At 34.3% G+C, this 22,994-nt stretch carries 23 protein-coding genes; 9 read left to right on the forward strand and 14 right to left on the reverse strand.

Going from position 1 to position 22,994, the window contains the following annotated elements; translation table 11 throughout:
* Positions 1 to 325: 325 nt before the first annotated feature.
* Positions 326 to 1,345: a zinc-binding alcohol dehydrogenase family protein gene (locus tag AC3WTI_RS08035; RefSeq protein ID WP_087958867.1), complete on the forward strand. Its 1,020-nt coding sequence runs from the start codon at positions 326 to 328 to the stop codon at positions 1,343 to 1,345.
* A gap of 49 nt (positions 1,346 to 1,394) precedes the next feature.
* On the opposite strand, the gene AC3WTI_RS08040 is transcribed toward AC3WTI_RS08035, so the two are convergent.
* Both AC3WTI_RS08040 and AC3WTI_RS08045 read right to left on the reverse strand, forming a co-directional pair.
* A complete protein-coding gene (locus tag AC3WTI_RS08040; protein ID WP_142286772.1) occupies positions 1,395 to 2,786 on the reverse strand; it encodes an amino acid permease in 1,392 nt (463 codons plus the stop codon).
* 578 nt (positions 2,787 to 3,364) lie between these two features.
* Complete coding sequence (locus AC3WTI_RS08045; protein ID WP_097841803.1) at positions 3,365 to 4,564, reverse strand: multidrug effflux MFS transporter; 1,200 nt, start codon at positions 4,562 to 4,564, stop codon at positions 3,365 to 3,367.
* 364 nt (positions 4,565 to 4,928) lie between these two features.
* Between AC3WTI_RS08045 and AC3WTI_RS08050 the strand changes: the two genes are divergently transcribed.
* Positions 4,929 to 5,480 (forward strand): DUF5823 family protein, encoded by a 552-nt coding sequence (locus AC3WTI_RS08050; protein WP_097841804.1) that lies wholly within the window; start codon positions 4,929 to 4,931, stop codon positions 5,478 to 5,480.
* A gap of 105 nt (positions 5,481 to 5,585) precedes the next feature.
* Positions 5,586 to 6,014 (forward strand): cytidine deaminase, encoded by a 429-nt coding sequence (locus AC3WTI_RS08055; protein ID WP_097841805.1) that lies wholly within the window; start codon positions 5,586 to 5,588, stop codon positions 6,012 to 6,014.
* Between the two features lie 110 nt (positions 6,015 to 6,124).
* Here the strand turns inward: AC3WTI_RS08055 and bshB2 are convergent, their stop codons facing one another.
* Entirely contained in the window at positions 6,125 to 6,787 is a 663-nt protein-coding gene (bshB2, locus tag AC3WTI_RS08060) for a bacillithiol biosynthesis deacetylase BshB2 (protein ID WP_000439468.1), read from the reverse strand.
* 15 nt (positions 6,788 to 6,802) lie between these two features.
* A complete protein-coding gene (locus AC3WTI_RS08065) occupies positions 6,803 to 7,153 on the reverse strand; it encodes a YojF family protein (RefSeq protein ID WP_000407039.1) in 351 nt (116 codons plus the stop codon).
* 262 nt (positions 7,154 to 7,415) lie between these two features.
* Here AC3WTI_RS08065 and AC3WTI_RS08070 point away from each other — a divergent pair, with 262 nt between their 5' ends.
* A complete protein-coding gene (locus tag AC3WTI_RS08070; RefSeq protein WP_087958862.1) occupies positions 7,416 to 8,741 on the forward strand; it encodes an ArsB/NhaD family transporter in 1,326 nt (441 codons plus the stop codon).
* A 71-nt stretch (positions 8,742 to 8,812) separates the two neighbouring features.
* On the opposite strand, the gene AC3WTI_RS08075 is transcribed toward AC3WTI_RS08070, so the two are convergent.
* Both AC3WTI_RS08075 and AC3WTI_RS08080 read right to left on the reverse strand, forming a co-directional pair.
* Positions 8,813 to 9,040, reverse strand: coding sequence for a coiled-coil domain-containing protein (locus AC3WTI_RS08075; RefSeq protein WP_001047302.1), 228 nt, complete (start codon positions 9,038 to 9,040; stop codon positions 8,813 to 8,815).
* A gap of 99 nt (positions 9,041 to 9,139) precedes the next feature.
* On the reverse strand, positions 9,140 to 9,691 hold the full coding sequence (locus AC3WTI_RS08080) for a GNAT family N-acetyltransferase (RefSeq protein ID WP_097841806.1): 552 nt from the start codon (positions 9,689 to 9,691) through the stop codon (positions 9,140 to 9,142).
* Between the two features lie 260 nt (positions 9,692 to 9,951).
* On the opposite strand from AC3WTI_RS08080, the gene AC3WTI_RS08085 reads away from it, so the two are divergent.
* Complete coding sequence (locus AC3WTI_RS08085; RefSeq protein ID WP_097841807.1) at positions 9,952 to 10,716, forward strand: DUF817 domain-containing protein; 765 nt, start codon at positions 9,952 to 9,954, stop codon at positions 10,714 to 10,716.
* 83 nt (positions 10,717 to 10,799) lie between these two features.
* On the opposite strand, the gene AC3WTI_RS08090 is transcribed toward AC3WTI_RS08085, so the two are convergent.
* The gene (locus AC3WTI_RS08090; protein ID WP_137035660.1) at positions 10,800 to 11,837 is read right to left on the reverse strand and encodes a DUF4003 domain-containing protein; all 1,038 of its coding nucleotides are present in this window, start codon (positions 11,835 to 11,837) and stop codon (positions 10,800 to 10,802) included.
* Positions 11,838 to 12,055: 218 nt separating this feature from the next.
* Positions 12,056 to 12,532 (reverse strand): DinB family protein, encoded by a 477-nt coding sequence (locus tag AC3WTI_RS08095; RefSeq protein ID WP_142305913.1) that lies wholly within the window; start codon positions 12,530 to 12,532, stop codon positions 12,056 to 12,058.
* Positions 12,533 to 12,716: 184 nt separating this feature from the next.
* Between AC3WTI_RS08095 and AC3WTI_RS08100 the strand changes: the two genes are divergently transcribed.
* Positions 12,717 to 13,205: a DinB family protein gene (locus AC3WTI_RS08100; protein ID WP_097841810.1), complete on the forward strand. Its 489-nt coding sequence runs from the start codon at positions 12,717 to 12,719 to the stop codon at positions 13,203 to 13,205.
* 215 nt (positions 13,206 to 13,420) lie between these two features.
* Here the strand turns inward: AC3WTI_RS08100 and AC3WTI_RS08105 are convergent, their stop codons facing one another.
* On the reverse strand, positions 13,421 to 14,182 hold the full coding sequence (locus tag AC3WTI_RS08105; protein ID WP_097841811.1) for a CPBP family intramembrane glutamic endopeptidase: 762 nt from the start codon (positions 14,180 to 14,182) through the stop codon (positions 13,421 to 13,423).
* 553 nt (positions 14,183 to 14,735) lie between these two features.
* Between AC3WTI_RS08105 and AC3WTI_RS08110 the strand changes: the two genes are divergently transcribed.
* Positions 14,736 to 15,272 (forward strand): GNAT family N-acetyltransferase, encoded by a 537-nt coding sequence (locus tag AC3WTI_RS08110; RefSeq protein WP_097841812.1) that lies wholly within the window; start codon positions 14,736 to 14,738, stop codon positions 15,270 to 15,272.
* A gap of 135 nt (positions 15,273 to 15,407) precedes the next feature.
* Here the strand turns inward: AC3WTI_RS08110 and AC3WTI_RS08115 are convergent, their stop codons facing one another.
* Complete coding sequence (locus AC3WTI_RS08115) at positions 15,408 to 16,301, reverse strand: LysR family transcriptional regulator (RefSeq protein WP_097841813.1); 894 nt, start codon at positions 16,299 to 16,301, stop codon at positions 15,408 to 15,410.
* Positions 16,302 to 16,423: 122 nt separating this feature from the next.
* Between AC3WTI_RS08115 and AC3WTI_RS08120 the strand changes: the two genes are divergently transcribed.
* Complete coding sequence (locus AC3WTI_RS08120) at positions 16,424 to 17,389, forward strand: quinone oxidoreductase family protein (RefSeq protein WP_097841814.1); 966 nt, start codon at positions 16,424 to 16,426, stop codon at positions 17,387 to 17,389.
* A gap of 51 nt (positions 17,390 to 17,440) precedes the next feature.
* On the opposite strand, the gene AC3WTI_RS08125 is transcribed toward AC3WTI_RS08120, so the two are convergent.
* The 4 genes from AC3WTI_RS08125 to AC3WTI_RS08140 all read right to left on the reverse strand — a co-directional run bounded on the left by AC3WTI_RS08125 (position 17,441) and on the right by AC3WTI_RS08140 (position 21,954).
* The gene (locus AC3WTI_RS08125) at positions 17,441 to 18,151 is read right to left on the reverse strand and encodes a histidine phosphatase family protein (protein ID WP_087958853.1); all 711 of its coding nucleotides are present in this window, start codon (positions 18,149 to 18,151) and stop codon (positions 17,441 to 17,443) included.
* Between the two features lie 159 nt (positions 18,152 to 18,310).
* The gene (locus AC3WTI_RS08130) at positions 18,311 to 18,835 is read right to left on the reverse strand and encodes a GNAT family N-acetyltransferase (protein WP_097841815.1); all 525 of its coding nucleotides are present in this window, start codon (positions 18,833 to 18,835) and stop codon (positions 18,311 to 18,313) included.
* A 6-nt stretch (positions 18,836 to 18,841) separates the two neighbouring features.
* On the reverse strand, positions 18,842 to 20,743 hold the full coding sequence (locus AC3WTI_RS08135) for an endonuclease MutS2 (protein ID WP_097841816.1): 1,902 nt from the start codon (positions 20,741 to 20,743) through the stop codon (positions 18,842 to 18,844).
* A 494-nt stretch (positions 20,744 to 21,237) separates the two neighbouring features.
* A complete protein-coding gene (locus tag AC3WTI_RS08140) occupies positions 21,238 to 21,954 on the reverse strand; it encodes a hypothetical protein (protein WP_097841817.1) in 717 nt (238 codons plus the stop codon).
* A gap of 326 nt (positions 21,955 to 22,280) precedes the next feature.
* Between AC3WTI_RS08140 and betA the strand changes: the two genes are divergently transcribed.
* On the forward strand, positions 22,281 to 22,952 hold the full coding sequence (betA, locus tag AC3WTI_RS08145; protein WP_097841818.1) for a collagen-like exosporium glycoprotein BetA: 672 nt from the start codon (positions 22,281 to 22,283) through the stop codon (positions 22,950 to 22,952).
* Positions 22,953 to 22,994 lie beyond the last annotated feature (42 nt).

The raw sequence follows: 22,994 nt of genomic DNA on the forward strand, positions 1-22,994 counted from the left end.
TTACATTTAATTTGAGATAAAGTGAAACTTTAATCAGTGGGGGTTTTCTTCATCCCCCACTGATTATTAGTTGAACCAATCGGACTTTTAGGGGCAGTTGATCCCCCACCTAAATTCTTTGCTTTCGCTGAATTTTGAGGTGGGAGTCTTACTGCCCATTAAAGTGGGATAAAGTAACACAGTAAAAAATTCTGCTTTTTAGAAACAAACTCCTTCCACACTTTCATACCAGCATAAATAAAAAGAGTGTACTTTTTTACATAATGGCATTTCACCATCTATAATAAAAGAGTAAATGACTCTTACTTTAATGGAGGGAATATAAATGAAAGCAATTGGTTTACATGAATACTTACCTATTGAAGAAGAAAACAGTTTAATTGATATTGAAGTTGAAAGACCTACTGCTACAGGAAGAGATATACTCGTTAAAATTAACGCTATTTCCGTTAATCCAGTTGATACAAAAGTTCGCTCTCCGAAAGATAAAAAAGAAGATGTAGCGAAAATACTTGGCTGGGACGCTACTGGTGTTGTCGTGCAAACGGGCGAAAGTTGTACGCTATTTAAAGAAGGCGACGAAGTGTTTTACGCTGGAAGCATTACGAGACAAGGTACATATAGTGAATACCACCTAGTTGACGAAAGAATCGTTGGCAAGAAACCAAAAACGTTAAGTGATGCTGAATCTGCAGCACTTCCTTTAACAGCTATTACAGCATGGGAGGGTTTATTTGAACGCTTAGGTATTGATTATAATAAGAAGGACACAAATACATTTAAAAATATTTTAATTATCGGAGGAGCTGGTGGTGTTGGCTCGATTGCCATTCAACTTGCAAAATGGGCTGGACTAAATGTAATTACAACTGCATCCCGCAATGAAACGATACACTGGGTTGAAAAATTTGGTGCCGATTATATTATTAACCATCACCAACCTTTACAAGATCAAATATTAGAGTTTGGACTAAAAGATGTAGATTATATTTTCTGCTTAAACAATACAGATCAACATTGGCAAGCAATATGTGAGCTTATTAAACCACAAGGAAAAATTTGCTCTATCGTAGAAAATGAACACCCTCTTGAGATGGGTATTTTAAAAAGCAAAAGTGCTACATTCGTTTGGGAATTTATGTTCACAAAAGCAATGTATGAAACTGGCGATATGATTACGCAGCACGAACTATTAAATAAAGTAAGCGAACTATTAGATGAAGGCATTTTAAAGACTACATTAAATGAAACACTAACACCAATTAACGCTGAAAACGTAAAGAAAGCACATGCACTACTTGAAAGCGGGAGTACGATTGGGAAAATCGTTTTAGAAAATTTTTAATAACAAAAAGTCCGATTTCCAAATGAGAAATCGGACTTTTTTACTATGTTTATTTACTTGAAATCTCTTGATCATTTGGAACATCTAACGGAGGTCGTTTCCCTATTCCGAAAGCATAGAAACTAATTGTTACGATAGCTAAGAAAACAATACCTACAACTAATGAAATACGCGTATCATCGTTAAACCACATTCCGATTAATACCATAATTAAAAAAGCAATCGTCAAATAGTTTGTAACAGGAGCAAATGGCATTTTGAACGGATGATCTTTCATCTCTGCTCCTTTTGCTTTTCTAAAATTAATTTGACTAATTAAAATGACGAACCATGGTACCATACCAGGAAGTACACTCGCACTATATACATATACAAATAAATTTTTCGGCGCAATATAACTTAATACAACACCAACTGCTAAACCGATAATTACACCAACTGTACCGAATAAAGGTACACCATTTCCAGAAAGTTTCGTGAAATATTTCGGTGCTTGTCCATTTACACCTAACGTATAAAGCATACGTCCCGCACTATAAATACCACTATTACAACCAGACATCGCTGCTGTAATAACAACGAAGTTAATAAGTCCAGCAGCAGCCGTAATACCAACTTTCGCAAAAGTTGCTACGAACGGGCTACCAATTGTACTTAATTGATCCCATGGATATACAGTTACAATAACGAAAATAGCACCAATATAGAAAATTAAAATACGCCAAATTGTACTTTGAATCGCTCTAGTAAGTGTCTTCTTCGGATCCTTCGCTTCACCAGCAGTAATACCGATTAATTCCACACCTTGGTATGCACCAACTACAAGTGATAATGCAAAGAAGAATCCTGAAAAACCACCTGTAAAGAAACCGCCATTTGACCAAAGATTTGATATACCAATCGCTTCTCCGCCGTTACCAATTCCAAAGAAAATAAGTCCAAATCCCGCAATAATCATTAATAGAATCGTAACGATTTTAATCATCGCAAACCAAAATTCAAATTCACCAAATGACTTAACAGAAATTAAGTTAGCTGCGCCAAGAATAACCATTGCGATTACACCTGGTATCCAAGCTGGTAAGTCTGGGAACCAATATTGCATATATGCCCCAACCGCAATAATTTCTGACATCCCAACGATAACCCACTGGAACCAGTTACTCCACGCTGTCATATAACCAGCTAACGGATGAATATACTTATGACCGAACGTCGCAAATGAACCTGTACTCGGCTCCATATACAGCATTTCACCCATCGCACGCATAATGAAGAAGATAAAAATACCTGCAATTGCATAAGCAAGCATTACTGACGGACCTGTCCATTTAATCGTGCTGGCCGACCCCATAAACAAACCAACACCAATCGTTCCGCCTAAAGCGATCATTTGAATATGACGTGCTTCTAAGCCCCTTTTCAATTCCTTGTTTGCCACTTCATTTCCCCCTCTTAGATGATTCATAGCCGCATTTTAATACAAGATGCTTTCCCCTAATTCCTTTCGGCTCTGAAAATGATGAAGCAAACGTCATTTTAGACTAACTTTAAAGCTATCCTAAAATCGTTTTTTGCCTCTTATAAAACCCTCAAAACCTTTCATCTTCCAATATTCTATAAATCTTAAAATTACTTACCTTATATTAATTCATTAATCTGAAAAATTCAATTATTTTTTCGATAAATTATTATACATAAGTCTGATTAATTTTTAACTAAATTAACAATAAAATACATCTATTCAATATGATTCCGGTATGAATATTATTACAATATAAATAACCGAGGAGAGTATTTTTCCCTCTGTTTCACATCCCATGCACTTCAATCTTTATAGTTGATAACGTAATTTCCCACACGTCCGATTCATATACCAACCAGAAATTTAATATATTAATAAACTACTAATTTCTTTAGTCCAGCCCAATTTTGAGGCAGGAACCTTACTACCTCAAAACAGCGAGATAACATATAAAAGGGTCTCATTTTTAATGAGACCCTTTTACCATTTCACATTTAAATCATTTTTGAAGTTTGTTTACCTAAAATAAACACTTTAGTAAACACCATCATGATAACTACAATAACCAGAAAATAAAGTGGCATCACGAGTAAAGATCCCGTATGCAGCTTGCTCATTCCCAAAATTGTCATCGTTACAATTACATAGTACCCTAAGCTAAACAATGCTCCTGCTGTACCAATAACATCTTGAAAATCTACTAATGCTAAACTTAAACAGTTAGGCAACGCTACTCCAATTCCTAATAGCAATATAAACATCGCTAGTAAAAATCCAATCATATATATTACATTCGGATTTGATCCAACAAACGTAATAACAGATAAAAGGATAGCTCCTCCTGTCATTACGAGACAACCGATATATATAATCTTCTCTGGTTTATACGTGGCAAGCAATCGTTTCGAAACTTTCGCTCCAATAATAGAAGCGGAAGCAACAACAATTCCTAGAAGTCCATACATACTAGGCGATAACTGAAAGTATTCAATAAAGATAAACGGCGCTTCTGCATAATAGCTAAATAAAACACCATTCGCTCCTCCAATTAATAACCCATATGTTACTACTTTTGGATTTGTAATTAACCTCTTCAAGACTGAAAACACATTTATTTTATTCGTTACTGAGTCCGTTTTTGTTTCCGGAAGAGAAACAAACGTATACAGAAAAATTCCGACACTCATAACTACTAAACTTAAAAATACGATTTTAAATCCAAACATTTGATCTAGAAAGCCACCAATTAACGGTCCTATCGCTGGTGTAAAGGCAATGACTGCGGAGATTTGAGCAAACATAACATGCCTCTTATGCCCTTCTACACTTTCACGTAGAATCGTTTGTGTCACAACAGAGCCAGCACTTGCTCCAAACGCTTGAATAAAACGACTTACCAATAAAACTTCAATGGAATTTGCAATAAAGCATAAGAAACTCCCCACGCCATATACGACAATTCCAAATAACATTGCCGGGCGACGGCCAATTATATCTGATAACCATCCAATAAAAAATACGCCTAAAGCAAATCCAGCAAAATACACACTAAGTGTTAACTGCACCTCATTATTACTTACATGTAACGCCTTTGAAATGTCAGGTAAAGACGGTGTGTAAATCGTTTCACTAATTTGCGGAAATGCCACAAGAATAATCATTAACAAAATTGATGGTACTGAGACTTTTTTCATTTTTCATACCCTCCTATAACTTTGAAAATCTCAGAAATAAAGAGACTTTCCTAAGCTACGGAACAGGAGGGGCCATTATAGAAATTCGATCATAAAACAACAAAGAAAACACCTCAATTACGTATGTTAATACTTATAGGAGGGTAATATTAACATTGATTTTTTAAATATACTTTTTCAATTATATTACATATTGCGTTTCTTTTTCTAGTGTTGAGCCTTGGAGGCTTTGTTAAAAAGATAACTTGAAGATACCACCTTTTTATGGAATAATTAGAAATAGTTTGAATTAACAGTTCTAATTATCAAGCAATAGACCAGCATTTTTAATGTCGTAAAGCTTACAAACAGGAGGCCTTTCGTAATGATTGAAATTTTAAAGACATTAATAAATTTCCTGATTGCTCTATTCTCAGGAGAATTACCAATTGTATATTATGTGTGGATTATTACCCTGTTCCTAATTCAAATAAGCCAATCTACTCTGAATTATAAACTCTTTAACAAGAAAGATAATTTCAGCACTTATACATCGGAAGGATTACTTGCTTTTATTATTTTATTATTTGGAGGTATGTTAGTATCTAAGTTACTTGCTTACATAATAGACGATCCTACTATTAGTATGACAAATGTAACACATTATTTTATTTCTCTTATTATATTAACTATATTTGTCGTCATAAGCTGTCTTAAAGATTTTATAGAAACATATATCAAAAATAAAAATGTGTCTCTTTTTAGCTTTTTAGTAGTTTCCTTAATAACAAGTATACTTTCATTCAAGTTTTTATCACCTTTAATCGCAGGTTCTGTTTCTCTTTCTAAATCTTTTATAACCACTTTAATCATTCTTGTAACTATATCAATTCCTCTATTAATTGCCTTAGAGGAAAAGTATGCAGATGAAAAGTAATTCTTGCATTTATAGTTTGAAATTGAGTATCTATTCTTTTTTAACGGTATTACTAAAAAATAACAGTCATTAAACCGAAAATTACATAGAAATGAGGAAATACAATTGAGCATTGAACAACAATTATATGATGCAGTGAAAACTTTAATTGACCAAAGATATCCGCATAATTGGGGCGGAGCTGCAGCAATCCGTGTAGAAGATGGATCCATTTATACAAGCGTGGCCCCTGACGTAATAAACGCTTCAACAGAACTTTGTATGGAAACAGGTGCAATTTTAGAAGCTCATAAATTTCATAAGAAAGTTACACATTCGATTTGTCTTGCAAGAGAAAATGAGCATTCTGAATTAAAAGTATTATCACCTTGTGGTGTATGCCAAGAACGTTTATTTTATTGGGGACCAGAAGTACTATGCGCCATTACAAATTCGAAACAAGATATCATTTTCAAACCGTTAAAAGAGTTGCAGCCATACCATTGGAGCGAAGCATATCATGATGAATTTACAAAAGAATGGAGTACACGATAAAGTGGAGGTTACTCTCAAATAGCGGAGAATAAAGATTATTCACTAAAAAAGCACCGTCACAAATGACGGTGCTTTTTCTATGTAAGAGCTACTAGAAGTTTCCTTCTAGCCTACTCCCATTTATAAGTCCAAAATTGTTCAAGTTGCAGCCATTTTAAAGTTGCTGCATCTTTATTTTTGATTTTTGCATGTGTTTCTTCTAACATCGCTTCTGTTTGTGAACGATGTGCACCTAGTGCAGCTAATTTATGCTCGAATACTTCACTAATATTATTTACAACATCCGGCTCACCTAATACAGCTTCACGATTTCTCGTAATCGCAACTGCATGAATGACTGGACGTTCTTCTTTTTGCATACGTGATACAGCACGAACGACTGCGCGGCCAAATGCATCATGATCTGGATGTACGCCGTGCTCTGGATAAAATGTAATAATTCGAGATGGATTTACTTCTTGAATGATTGCTTCAATTTTATCTGCAACGAAATCAACATCTTCAAATTCTAACGTTTTATCATGGAAACCAAGCATTCTTAAATCTTGAATTCCCATCGCTTCACATGCATCTTTTAATTCTTTTTCACGGATATTTGGAATCGTTTCACGGTTAGCGAATACATTTTTCCCCATGTTACGTCCCATTTGTCCTAAAGTACCACATGCATACGTTACAGGTACTCCTTGATCTGTTAATAAGCGAATTGTTCCTCCCGCCGCAAATGCTTCATCATCTGGATGCGGAAATACAACAAGTACATGTCTCTCCATAAGTTTCCCTCCTTCTTACTTAAATGGCGTTAAGCTTAACTCAAGTGCAACTGCTAAGCGACCTTGATTATCATGCCCTGCAAGTAATAAACGCTCTTTATCGTCTACTTCCCAGTGCGTAATACCTTCTGCATATACCCAGCCATGATCCATTTTCAGACCAACTCGGTATGGATTCGTTCCAGTAATCTTTCCGCGTTCAAAGCGAATAATTGCATTTCGAATGAATGCACCAACTGTCATCATCTTTTCGTTAAAGTGTGACGCATACGCTCCGTTCGTTGTTTCTAAATGAATATATACATCTTTATTTACAAAACGTTCAATTTCATTTTGAATAAGAGAACTATCTTTTACTATTTCCATCGGAATTCACCTCTTTAAACCATTTTACGCAAAAATAATGTAAATTGCTATCTCTATATTAGAGGACAGCGCCCACTTTTCCTAATAATTTGCACTGTGTTTCTTTATTTTTTTATATCATATGTAAAATCATCGTCTTTTCCTTCACTTTGTTAAATAGTTTTCTTTCTTTTTTGAATTTGCTACAATATATTTTATCCCGTATTTATACAGCGAGATACGTTTTGACAATTGAATACATACTTTAAAGAAGGTGACATGATTGGAACAATCAGCACATGAAGTAGCAAATTGGCAATATTATTTTGCAATTGCCGTATTTTTAGTCACGTACGGATTTATTATTTCTGAGAAATTGAATCGTGCTGTAATTGCATTATTCGGCGCTGCTATTATGATTATTTTTGGAGCTGTAGATTTACATACCGCTTTCACATCACATATTCAATGGGAAACAATCACCCTTTTAATTGGGATGATGATTCTCGTACATATTACGAGTCAATCGGGCGTATTTGAATTTGTGGCCATTAAAGCGGCAAAAGCAGCTGGTGGAAAACCAATCCGCATTTTATTATTACTATCCTTATTAACCGCAGTTGGTTCTGCATTTTTGGACAACGTAACAACCGTCTTATTAATCGTACCTGTTACACTATCCATTACACGTATTTTAAAAGTAAACCCTGTTCCATATTTGATTTCAGAAGTACTATTTTCAAATATAGGCGGAACAGCAACATTAATCGGTGACCCACCGAACATTATGATCGGATCAGCAAATAAGCATTTAGACTTTAATGCCTTTTTACTAAACTTAGCTCCAATCGTAATCATTATCTCTATCGTTACACTTGGTATTATTTACTTTATGTATCGTAACAAACTAAAAACAACACCTGAGCAAATTAAAATATTAATGGCATTGAACGAAAAAGATTATATTAAAGATCAAAGCCTCCTTTTAAAATCCATTTCAATTTTAGGACTAACTATTTTAGGCTTTGTACTTCATTCGATTATTCATGTAGACGCTGCAGTTATCGCGATGACAGGCGCTACACTTCTTATGCTAATTGGCGTAAAAGAACATGATATTGAAGATGTATTTGCCCACGTTGAATGGGTAACCATTTTCTTCTTCGCTGGATTATTCGTTCTCGTTGGCGGGTTAATTGATATCGGGCTCATTTCTTCACTCGCAAAAGAAGTGCTCGACGTAACAAATGGCGATATCGGTTTCGCTGCGATACTTATTTTATGGGTATCAGGCATTGCATCTGCAACAATTGACAATATCCCCTTTGTCGCAACGATGATACCACTTATTCAAGATTTAGCTACAGGACTCGGACTATCTGTCGATTCTCCGCAAATTGAAGTACTATGGTGGGCGTTATCACTTGGGGCTTGCTTAGGAGGAAACGGAACATTAATCGGGGCATCCGCAAACGTAGTCGTTGCTGGTATTGCAAAACGTGAAGGACACGGATTCTCGTATATGGACTTCTTAAAAATTGGTTTACCGTTAACAATTATTGCGCTATTGTTATCACATGCTTACATATATTTACGTTATTTAATGTAAAAGTTATATTGCCTGAAATTATATCGTCAAATACAAAAGGTTTGCAGCACTATGCTGCAAACCTTTTTTCATCACCAAAATATACCGATAATTGCTAACCCACCTAATATCATACCACCAATTTGTCCAACGATTGCTGGTGATAGTTGAACACCCTTTCGTACTTCAACAACTGGTCTTTCGTGCCTTAGTTGCTGTACTTCACTTTGCAGTTGATGTACACTTCCGTGTAATTCTTTAATTAGTTCCTTTAATTCAGCGACCTCTTCATTTACTGGTTTTGCTTTTTCTAAATTCATTTTGCATAACTCCTTATAAATTCAATCAGTACACTGTAAAATTTCGCCAATTATCATTATATCTCCTGCATACTACATATATAATTTCGAATGTACTTTCTAACCTTGCAGCTCTATCCATTCATCCCTTAATATCCCCATAATGATACGATCAAAATACTTCCCATCTCTTTGCACCGCTTCTCTCATACAACCTTCCATCTGAAAACCCATCTTTTTATACAACTCAATAGCAGCTTTATTATAAGAAATAACATCCAGACCAACGCGGTGCAAATTTAATTCATAGAAAGCATATTTTAAGATAAGATGGATCGCTTCTCTTCCATATCCTTTCCCTCTATCATTTGCATCTCCTATACCAATTGCTAATAAACCCGTTCTGTTATTCCACTCTATACCATGAATTGCAACAAAACCAATTAAGCGATCATCTTGAACTGTCCTTACCATGAAAGAAACACTATTCGATCTTCGCCCCTTTAATAGACCATCACTTGCTATTTGTTGTATCGATTGCGGGAATGCTACATCTGTATCTACATTCCTTAAATACTCACTATCTTCTTGCCACATAGCCATTACTACAGCATCAGCTTCTCTCATAGCTGATAATTTAATTGATTTATTTTGAAAAAGATTCATTGTCATTTCAAACTCCCCCTTTATTAAGTAACGGGGATAATTATTCTAGCCTATTTATCCCCTTGTTCTATAAACTGATTTATACACGGGATACTTACAATAAGCGCTGACATTGGCACATCTCCTCTACATTGAATTAACTCCATTTTACATTTTTTTGTTTTTTCAAACAAACTAATTATAGTTCTCTATCATTTAGAACTATAGTATACTTAATTATTCTTCAGATTATTCAATCAAAACAAGAAATCCTAGAAGGTGAAAACATGTTTTATGTAAAACAACTACTCTATTTTACTTATGAACAAGCATTATCCTGTTTATTCCCTGTCGTTATTTTTTTAACACTAGCCCTTTCAAAAATCGTTTTTATCCCAGGATTATACCGATATGATTTCATACTCATCGTATGTCTTCTTATGCAGTGGATTATGTACAAAACTGGAATTGAAACGAAAGACGAATTAAAAGTAATTACTATCTTCCATCTCATCGGCCTTCTACTAGAAATATATAAAGTACATTTCGGCTCATGGAGTTATCCGGAAGAAGCATATTCAAAAGTTTTTGGAGTTCCGCTTTACAGTGGTTTTATGTATGCAAGTGTTGCCAGTTACATATGCCAAGCGTGGAGAAGATTGCATTTACAAATGCATCATTGGCCAAGGGCTATTTTTGCAATACCTCTAGGAGCAATGATTTACTTTAATTTTTTCACACATCATTTTCTATATGACTTTAGATGGGTATTAACTTTACTATTATTCATCGTTTTCTTTCGAACATTTGTAGAATTTTCATTACGAGGCGTTACATATAAAATGCCACTCGTTCTCTCCTTTTTCCTTATTGGTTTCTTTATTTGGATTGCAGAGAACATCGCAACATTTTTCGGAGCATGGCAATATCCAAATCAGCGGGAAGCGTGGAATCTCGTTCACTTAAGCAAAATTAGCTCCTGGTTTTTACTCGTTGTTATTAGCATTATGATTGTTACACAACTTAAACATTTGAAGGCGTTGAAAAGATAACGCTGATTATGTAAAAACAGGTAGCCCATCACTCATTAAAAAGTGATGGGCTTTTTTACTTTCCTTATTAAAGGAGTTACACATTATGAGCTACTACTAGCAGAAGATGTCGCTGCAGATGAAGCGGCAATCGTTGCCATCATAGCTGCTTGTTGTGCTTGTATGAGGACTTCTATCATAGTTTGTAAACCTGTGTTGGTAGCTTTACTTTCCTCACCTTTCTGACTTACGAACAATTGAATAGCAATAAGAATATTCGCATCTGTATGCCAACGGAATAATTTCTCCCCCTGCAACTTTTCAATCAATGCTTTAATAGAATGAATCTCTTTTTCTCCATCCTCAAGTAACGCTAGTAGCCCAACTGCTGGATAATGCATCTGTTTCACTTTTACCTTTTCTTTTTTTAACGAATTCCATATGTTTGTACATGTTGCAACTAACATTTCTTCACGGACATCCTTCTTTAGTGAAAGAATGTGACTTAAAAACTGAAGATCATTCCCTTTACGCAAACCAGCTTTCGCTAGTTTCTGATACAGACGTTCCACTCGGTCCATAAGTGTTTCTACATTCTCTAATTGTCCTGCTAGTAAAACCGCGAGCGGATAATCATTTGTACCTGTAAGAAAAAGATGATCCTCTTTCATCCGTTTATATACTTGCATCGAACGCTGAATGTGCGTGCCATGCTGTTCATTTTCTTCTGTTAAAAGCACAGCTGCTGCGAGATAAGTAAATATACTTCGGCTAAAACCACCAGCGACTAATTGTTCATATAAATCTAAAAACTTCCGAAAAGCTTTCTTATAATCTGTAAAGTGAATATCTAAAGTTGCGGCTACCACAAAGCGATGATAAGACTTTAAGTATGAAAACATCCCCACCTGATTCTTAATATAACTACTAATTTCTAAAAAACGTCCAAGATCAAACAATTTATCACTACCTGTATACATCGCAGCAATCATCATACCTGTTCGAGAATCACTCGTTTTCCATTTGAGCTCTCCCTTTAACTGTCCATATGTATGTGTGTATTGCTCCAACTTTTGTTCTAATGTAATCATAGTATTCACCCCTATTTCTAGTTCTTCTCTATTATTATACTTATATTTCATACAGGTTTTGCAACCTTATTTCTGTATTTCCTTCAATATTTTTCTATTATGTAAAACAAATATAATAACTATATCTACTTTATCAGTATCAAGATTACAAGCGCTTACACCCCTTTAAGCTCAACGACAAAAAGGATAGATAATAAATTATCTATCCTTTTTGTCGTTATATTATTTCACAATACAGGTGTAATTTCGTTTTTTACATGCAATTACAACTAAAGAGCCTTAATAATACGCTCCATCGCCTTCATTTGCCCAATATGATCAGCTTCATGATAAAGCATCATACCATAAAGCTCCCCTACCGTTTCCAATCCTAGGAATGGCTCTGGCAGTTTATTTTCAAATGCTTCTGCTGGAATTTCATTAATACGTTTTGCTTGTTCTTTTAATTGAGCCGCTAACACTTCCAATGACGGCCCCTCTGTTTTCCATTTAGATGGTCTTGATCCATACCCAAACATACCTGGATATTCAGTTGGTAATTGTTTGAATTCTTTTCCAAACATGAAAACTTCTGCTGCCGTTAACACATGGCCGATATGCCAGCGAATTGTATTGTTAAAACCTTCCGGTTGCGTATCCACAGTTTTATCATCTAACGTTTCCATAAATTTAAGTAATGCCCCGCGCGTTATTTCAAATTGTTTTAAACCAACTAATCTATTCATTTGATCGTTCTCCCTCTTCATGTACCATTTATTATGAACTAAAAATGTTCAATTTATTAAAGTTTCACCTTGTTTAATCTATCAGAAACAATGAAGAAATACATCTAATATGCTTAGCAAAAATAATAAAAAGGTTCACCTCTCGTACATATAGAATTATTTACTACACAAATAGTTTAGTAAATAAAAAAGGAGTGTTAATTTCATGTTACATATTTTAAAACAACAATATAATCTTATTAGCTCTACAAGAGAAACCCTATTTTCGTTTTTGGAAGAAATCCCACTAGAAAAATTACATAGCACTGTTTCAAATTTTGGGGGCGGTAGCATTATAAAGACGCATATTCATGTAGCCGATTGCTATCGATACTGGCTTGGATCATTTGCATTTAAGCAAAAGCGAGCAGATTTTTCATTCGCTAGTGATGATGAAATTGAGCATGCAGATGTCGCGAAAGTCCGTGATAGATTTAAGCTAGTAGATGAGACTGTACAACGTTTTTTAGACGAATACAATGACCGTTGGCTCGAAAATATAGCAAATGAAGTGAAATGGCAAAAAGAACATTGGAGTACAACACCGCTATGGCTTTTAACTCATACAGAGACACATGAGTTTCATCATAAAGGACAAATTGTATCAATGGCTCGGCACCTTGGGTACACTCCTCCTGATACGGACCTTAGTTAATTCGATTGTTTTAACAAATGAACTACTATAACTGTCATTAACATTGTTTATGTATACGGAAAGACTCTTCATTCTTTTTAACGTTGTTTATAGTTTTACAATTTTTTTGCGGCACAAACCTGTATTATATTTTAATTATGTTTGTGTCGTGTTCTTATTAATTAGTTTCATATTTATAAAAAAATATATTAATATGTTTCCTTTTATTATTTCAGTTACCTAATCAATAAGAGGTTCTTTCTTTTTATTACGACTTTATACACAATAAACACGAAAATTCCAAAAATAAAAGTTGAAAATGCTGGTAACACTTCATCATTTGGCACATACACACTCCAAAAAGAATTAAGAAGCGCATGGAAAATTAGACACATAAAAATACTTTTAGTTGCGTTATAAATTGTAGTTAATAAGAACGATATGGCAATTGTCGTAATTATAAAAGCTATAAAATCCCTTTGAGTTTGATTCGTGCCCGGAATAAACCATAACGGCCAGTGCCAAATAGCCCATATAAAGCTCACAATAATCGTACTAAAAAATGCCGAAAACCTTTTCTGAAGGGCAGGCTGTAAGAATCCTCTCCATCCGATTTCTTCAAGACCACCACCAACGATCATTATTGGAAAACTAAGCAATGCCACATATAATGGTTTTTGCATCGTTGCTCCACCAAATATTATTGGCAGATAACAACTAATAAAAGCCAAAACAATGATTAGAATATACCATAAAAAATGATACCTAGGATTACCAACATTTTTTATAAACACTCTGAACTCTTCTTTTGATCCATATTTTTTCTTTAAGCTAATTGCAACGATTGCCGGCATGATTCCTCCAAAAACAAATACTATCATCGCTAACGGTGTACCAAATGTCGTAATGTTAAATTTTATTAAGTTAATTAGTAGCCCCCATAGTATCCATGTAAATATTAAAGTGCATATTACGTATCGTTTAATTTCTTTTCCCATTTACTTGCCTCCTTTGTTTTAATTACAGCATAAATTTGGATGAAAGAAAATATATTATGTTAAATTATCCCAAAAACCTAAAGGAACATCCATACTCTATCCAGCTTTTATGAGTGGACAAACTTCCCCCTACCTACTTTGCTTCATTCGCGACTCGAATGTGGTGTCTTACTATCCGTTAATCGGGAATAAACAAAAAGAAAGGGCTTATTTTGAAAAATGATCAAAACACGCTCTTTTAAAGTGTCGATAAAATTATTTAGTTCTTGTTGAACCACGATGCAGATTAGTATTACATATTTATTTTCTACTTAAACTATCTAGAAAAAACTCATGTTCATTTAAAAGTGGAATGAAAAACAATAATAATGATAATAACAAAAAGTTTAATGATATATTTTGTTGTGTATAAAACTATTATCATTTGTTTTAGGTATACCATATCATTATAAAATTCACGTAACATTAAAGTCAGACTCATACTTTTCAAACAATACAACTTTTATCAAAAATATTTAGATACTGTATCACCAACCTTAAGGAGAAATTTATAATGAGATTAGAGAGTGAAAGAATTTATTTAAGACCTCTTTGTCAGCTAGATGCGCCTATTGTATTAGAAAGTACAATGGATGATGAAATAAGATATATGACTGGAACCAAGTCTACTTTTTCATTGGAGCAAATTAAAGCACATATAGATCATATAAATAATGATTCAAGTCGCTATGATTTCGCTATTTGTTTAAAAAGCACTGACGAAATGATTGGAGAGTTGTCGGTTTTAGATATCGATGAGGAGAACAAAAGAGCAGGATTCAGAATATCAATGCTTTCCATAGCATTAACAGGACACGGCTATGGAACTGAAGCTATTACAATTGTTTTAAAATTTGTTTTTGAACAACTATCATTAAATCGGTTACAGTTAGAAGTATTTAGCCATAATTTACGCGGAATTAAAACTTATGAAAAGGTTGGTTTTTTAAAAGAAGGCACCTTACGTCAATCTTTATTTTATAACGATACATTCTCTGATGAAATTATTATGGCGATACTTGAAAGTGATTATAAAGATATGTCATTGTAAATAACTGTTCTTAAACTATTAACAACTTGAAAGAACCTTACCACAATATAATGTAGTAAGGCTCTTTCACTTTTATATCAAAATCAAATAACACTCCGAACACTTTTATACTAATATTAATACCAATTTCTCCACTTAATCCGTCGTAAAAAACTCCCTCGTCACATCAATAAATTGTTGCAGTGGCGCTGTCATCCATTTATCTTTATGCCAAGCAATTTGTGTATAAATCGGTGAAATTGCATTTTCTACATGTAACTCTTTTATCGTCCCCTCTCGTAAATCTTTTTCTACTACTATCGCCGGTAAAACGGCTATTCCTAAATCTGCAATAACACATTGTTTAATTGCCTCGACACTAACGAACTCAATCTTATTTGCTGGATACACATCTTCTGTACGAAATAGCTCTTCAAATAAAGTTCGGTACGAGCAACCAAGTTCTGTTAACAAAAGTGTTTCCCTCTCTAAATCTTTTATAGAAACGGAAGTTTGCTCGAGTAAATGATGCCCTGAAGCAGCTACTACTTTTAATTCTTCTTTCATAAGCGGCTCCACATGTAAAGTATCTTCTGTTTTACATTCGTCCAAAATAAAGGCAAGATCGACTTTTCCCTCCATCAATTGTTCCTTCGCATCTTTATTGGAATGCGCTGGTTTAAATATAAGTTTTATTTGAGGAAATTGTACTTTAAATCTCTTTAATATAGAAGGAAGTCTATATGTACATTGGCTTTCTTGTGCACCGATTATTAACGTCCCTGCTATTTCTTCATCATCTTTCACAGCCATTTTTGCTTCGTTACTGAGCGCAATCATCTTGTCGGCATATAGTTGAAACTTCCTACCTGCTTCAGTTAAGAAAAGGCGTTTTCCTAATCTTTCAAATAACGGCGTACCTAGCTCAGCTTCTAACGTTTTAATTTGCGCTGTTACGCTCGATTGAGCAAAGTTTAATTTCTTCGCAGTTTGTGTAAAATTCAAAGTTTCCGCGGCTATTTTAAATGTAATTAATTGTTTTATCTCCATTTATCATCCCTCTTTTCAATCGTAATTTTCGATTGATTTCATCGAAATAATCCTCTTTGTCTATCGATATTTGTATTGTATGATAAAGAGCATCGACAAACAATAAAATGGAGGTATTCCATATGAAAGCACTTTGTTTCGAACAGTTTGGAAATCCGGATGTACTACAATATAAAGAACTAAATGATCCAATCATAAATCCAAATGAAATTCTTGTCCGCACGAAAGCAATCGGTTTAAATTTCGCCGATATTTATAGACGCCGCGGCGATTATCATCTCGCTGGCAATCCGCCGTATATATTAGGTTATGAAGGGGCTGGTATTGTTGAAAAAGTAGGAGCTGACGTTACGAATATTAATCCTGGAGATCGTATTGCATTTGCTGACGTTCCATTTGCAAATGCAGAACTAGTTGCTGTTCCGTCTGAGAAAGCAATTAAGCTTCCAGATTCTATCTCTTTTGAAACAGCCGCTTCTGTCTTATTACAAGGGTTAACAGCACATTATTTAACGAAAGATAGCTATGAAATAAAACAAGGTGATATAGCTTTAGTACATGCCGCAGCTGGTGGTGTTGGGCAACTTCTTATCCAAATAATTAAACTACTAGGCGGAAAAGTAATCGGCCTCACGTCATCAAAAGAAAAAGCACAAATAGCTACATTAGCTGGTGCTGATCACGTATTTTTATATACGGAAGCATGGCCTGCGAAAGTACTTGAAATAACAAACGGTGATGGAGTAAATGTTGTATATGAATCAGTAGGTTCTACATTAGCGGAAAGTTTTAATGCTACTAAAACTGGTGGTACTGTCGTATTTTACGGAATGGCTGGCGGTAATCCTGCGCCCGTTGATCCGCGTATGCTTATGGATACTTCAAAAACTTTAACTGGCGGAGACCTTTGGAACGTGCTTACATCTTATGAAGAGCGAAAAGAACGCTCCTCTCAATTATTCGAATGGATTGCTACCGAAAAATTAAAGGTCGCAAGTCCTACTACATTCTCTTTACAAGATGGTGCCCGTGCTCATGAATTATTAGAGAGCCGAAAAAGCACAGGGAAGATTTTATTAATCCCATAATCATTCCAATAAAAAAGGAAGCTAGATTTCTCTACCTTCCTTTTCTTATTTTTATATTTCCACACTCTCTTTCCCTTTTGCAACATAACTCATATCTCCAACTGACTCGACTGTATATGTTCCATCTTGATATACAATCTTCGTCACACTAGCATTTTCCACTCCAAGTTTTGTTTTGCTACTGTCTAACATTTCTATTAAGGTAGTAATTAAAAGCCCATGAACCACAACTAAAACGTTACCGCCACCATTTGCAGCTGATTCTTCACTAATTTTATCAATCTCTGCTTTTATACGAGTAGAAAATAATTCCCAGTCTTCCGCCTGTTTTGTAGGGTCCGCTGCTCTAATAAGATTAATCACTTCTTGAATAGAAAACTTCATAAGTTCTTCTGGTGATGCAACGCCCGCAGCTTTTCCAACCACATCCCACATATTTTCAAGTTTTTCACCTTCAAAAATACCAAAATTTAATTCTCGTAAATTTTTTCTTTTCTCAAGTTTTAACTTTGTTTGCTCACTATATTTTAATACTAAATTAGCAGTTTCAATCGCTCGGCCACTATCACTACTATACGCATTCGCAAAATGAACTCCTTTTAATCCCGTTCCTAAATTAGAGGCAACTTCCACACCTATTTCTACTAACGGAGAGTCTGCCCACCCTTGCGCACGATGATTCGTATTTAATATTGTTTTACCGTGTCTCGTAACATATAACGTAACTACATTCTCATTGCTATCTGTTTCTCGCTTCTTCATTCTCTTCTCTCCCTTTACATTTCTATATCAATTTTACCACCTTAATTATTCATTGAGCAAAATATACGTAAGTGAATTTGCTTAGTAAAAAAGCTATCTTTCTGTATATCCCTACAAAAAGATAGCATCTTTTATGATTACATTTTTTAACCGGTACTCCTACTCAGCAAAAGCACTCGAATATTGCACAACTCCTTCTACACCTTGTAGAGCATTCTCACTTAGCTCCATTACCATAAACACTTCATCTGGTACTTCAAATGGTGATTTTATATTCCACTCACTTGCTTTATTAAAACCAAATTTCGGATAGTACTCTGGATGTCCTACTACTACTACTGATCCGTATCCAAGTTCTTTCGCTTTTTCTAAAGCAGCTACAATAAGTTTTCCACCAATTCCTTTTTTCTGATGGTCCCTAACAACTGAAACCGGTGCAAGTGCTAATGATTCTACAGAAATTCCATCCTGTTCAATCGTAATTTTGGATAACATAATGTGACCAATGATTTCCTCATCTACTGCAACGATTGATAATTCAGGAATAAACGCGTCACATTCTCTAATACGTTTTACAAGTTCATGTTCTGTTTTATCACTAAATTCTTCATGTAAAAATGCTTGTTGTACAACTTCTTCTGTTTTTCTATAATCATTTTTTTGTTCTTGTCTAATCGTTACCATTTAAACTTATCCTCTATTCTTTCTTATTTCTTTTTGGATTTTACGAAGCGCTTTTTTCGATCCGCGCTCTATATCATGCTGCATTTTTCTTTCTTTATAATCGACAAATAGTGTATTTAAATCGTATCCCTCTGGGTATAATTCCTTTGCTGCTACCTCTAACGTAATACGTTTTACATTCACTTCAACAAATTCACCGTTATAATATACAACGACGTTATAGAAATTATCTATTTCCTTATAGATAATACCAAAATCATCACGATCTAATAAATTTACACGATCGCCGATTTTGTACTCGTAATGATTCTCTCTTTTTTCTTGCACAAATTTCGGTTTTCTAATTTTACTTTCATTCACTTTTTCTAGCGCATATTCTTTATTTTCCATATACGCTTTCGCTCTTTGCAGTACACGCTCTCTTACGTTCATTTTACTCGCAATCCAAAGTGCATTACTTTCACCTGATTTACCGATTACTAATTTATAAAGCGGTTCTAGTGTCTCACTATTAAATTGCATCGCTGCGTTCATAAAATCATCATGCATTTCTGAAAAGCGTTTAATTTCACCGTAATGCGTACTCGCAACTGTAATACATCCTGCAAGATAAAACTCCTCTAAAATAGAGATTGCAAGTGCTGCCCCTTCATTCGGTTCAGTCCCGCTTCCTATTTCATCAAATAGTAGCAACGTATTATTATTTGACATCCTCATTATTTCAGATAGATTTTTCATATGAGATGAAAATGTACTTAGTGCGTTTTCGATACTTTGATTATCTCCAATATCTACAAATACATTTTCAAAAATAGCAATTTCTGTTTCTTTATCTCCAGCGATGTGCAATCCTGACATTGTCGCTAAAGTTAACAATCCGATTGTTTTTAATACAATTGTTTTCCCGCCTGCATTTGGTCCTGTAATAATTAAACTACGGTAGTTTTGACCGATTTCAAAGTGTAATGGTACTACTTTTCCACTTAAAAGCGGATGCTTACAATTTACTAAATGAATGTAGCCATGATCATTTAACTTCGGCTCTATTCCATCGATTGATTTACTAAACTTCGCTTTCGCAAATACCATATCATATTGGCTAATCAATTCCATGTTAATTTTTATATGATAAATATTTTCTACTACCAAGCCTGATAAAGTCGCTAAAATCTGATACTCTTCCATCGCTTCTTCTGCTTTCAAACTTGCGAGTTCCGCATTTAACTTTGTAACCGTGTGCGGTTCTATAAATACAGTAGAACCTTTAGCTGACGCTTCCACTATACTTCCCGCAACTTGATTTTTATAAGAAGATTTAATTGGAATTGTATACCTGTCATCCTTCTTACTAATAAAGAATTCTTGAATATACTTCTTATTCGTACTACTATTTAAAAACTTCGTTAAACGCTCTTTTATTTTTCCATCTACCGAATCAATGTTATTTCGAATTCTTTTTAGCTCTTTACTAGCAGCTGCATCAATGCTATTTCCTTTAATGGAAAAATTAATTTCCTCTTCAATACTTTTAAATTCAGTCATCGAATTTGCATAAGAAGCTAATACTGGCGCAAAAAATTCTTTATCTAACATAAATTTTTTAATCTTTCTACAGCCGCGTAAAAAATCTGAAACACTTACTAACTCTTCGGGATCTAAAATCATCCCTTTTTCTAATTTTTGAATTGTACTAGCAATATTTAAAATACCGAAGAAAGGAACATGCCCTTCTGCATCTACTATAGCTCGTGCTTCCGTCGTTTCATTCAAGCGATTCCTCACTACTTTTATACTCGTACTTGGCTCTAATTTATTTAATAATTCCTTACCTAGTCCACTTACACAATAAGTTTTCACTATTTCCTTTAATTCGTTATATTGTAACTTTTCAAAAGTCATCGTATTCATTTTGTTTCTCCTCACTATGATTGATTTTTATCATAAATGAAGATACCTACCCATTAGATTCCAATGAGCCCTACATGATTCAATTACCATTTTTATACATTAAAAATATATACAAAAAAGCTGCGGGGATACCGCAGCTTTTACATTTACAAGGCATGAGTAATAACATATGAGGAAATAAGCCATAAAAAACAGATGGCAATCCCCTTATTACACGCTTTATAAAGTATTGTAGGTATCTTCATAGGTATCGAAATAAATCCATGACAAAATTAGGGGTATGGTATACATAAAAATCCCCTGTTCTTATCCGATTTATTTCATTAAATTTTTCCTATTTAGTACCTACCGCACTCACAAAAAGCACCTCTCATTAATTTATATTATAGTCATTGAAATCTAATTTACTGAAATCATCATACTATATGTTTTGTAAGAAGTAAAGGTGTCCCTTTCACACCTTACTAAGGACATTTTTTTCTGATAATACTCTTTTATTTTATAGATTGTAAAATCTTTATATAATCATTTCTTTTCTCAAGGGTATTCTTCGCATCTTCAGCTGTTACTAAATGCTCTACCGCAATATATTGTAAAACATCCTTATTAATATTTGATAGCTGGATTGTTATCTCTCCCACACTACTCTTACTATGTCCAATCGTTTTATTGAATTCCCTTACACTTCTTGCAGCCTCCGCTATTGTTTCCATATGTACAGGATTGTTTACATCTAAAACAGTATTACTTCTAAAAACTAATGTATAATACTGCTTCAAATTTTTCTTCGCTATTTCTTTCTCTTCATTTTTATCGAAAACAGTATCCCCCGCCTGTATTCGATCGAAAATAAGCATAGTATTATTCTCTCTTTTTTCATAATATGTATTGAATCTTTCTTGCAAATTATTTGCTTCTTTTTTTATTTTATAGTTATCATTATTTACTTTTGGAGAGATTTGTCCCTCGAAAGAAATTTGAAATTGCAAATACGGTTCATCGACTTGCTGTACAGTAACTATCCGCCACTTTGGACCAAGGAAATCCTTTCCATTACTCAGTGTTTCAACACTGTTTAATTTAACAGACATACCATACTCAGCTTTTGTATAACTTTGTGCTGTTTGTTCAATTTCTTCATCCGATATATCACATGATGTTAATAGTAGTAAACTAAACATTATACTATATTTCATTATTGTTCTTTTCATATTGCCTCTCCTTTTACTACTACTTCCTATAAAGAAATGTCCTTATCGATTTTAAATTACGATTTATATAAAGAACTTCTTTTAATAACTACAAGTATAAAAAAACTCATTTATTATAAAATTACACTTATAGTGTAATTTTACACTATAAGCATTTTATCGTAAAGCAAATATCATATCTATTTAACTCACGTTGAAAACATACTAATATTTAGTTCTATAGCAATCACAATAAAAATTTAAAAAGCGCCTCCGCTATTGCGAATGTCATTTACTTTCCCTAATACATTTAATAATTATGACAAGCAATCATAGGAGGTTACTATATGAGCGAACAATATATTATTTTACATGGACCTGCTCTTGAACCAGGTTTAATTGGTCCCACACTACCACCAATTCCACCATTTACATTTCCGACCGGACCTACTGGAATCACAGGACCTACTGGTGCGACAGGTTTTACTGGATTTGGAATTACTGGTCCTACTGGGGTTACAGGACCTACTGGATTTGGAATTACTGGTCCCACTGGGGGTACAGGGCCTACTGGATTTGGAATTACTGGTCCCACTGGAGCAACTGGTTTAGGGATCCTCCCCGTATTTGGAACAATAACTTCTGAAATAGGTATTGGTTTTTCAGCAGTAGTTAATACAAATGTTAATTTCACCATTCCAGGACCTGTTAGTGGAACTACTCTAAACCCAGTAGACAACTCCATTACAATTAATACCACTGGTGTATACGCTATATCCTTTTCAATCGTATTTGCGATACAAGCTATTTCATCTAGCATATTAAATCTTACAATAAACGATTCGATTCAATTCGCAATTGAAACACGAGTTGGTGGTGGTTCTGGGGTAAGAGCTACATCCGCCAGAACTGATCTATTACCTTTAAACCAAGGAGACGTTCTTCGAGTACGAATAAGAGAAGCCACGGGTGATATTATTTATTCCAACGCATCTCTCGTTGTTTTAAAAGTCGACTAATTCATTTAGGAAAATAAAAATTTAGGAATGATAACAATATAA

The organism is Bacillus sp. EB106-02-03-XG38 (genome assembly GCF_058792175.1).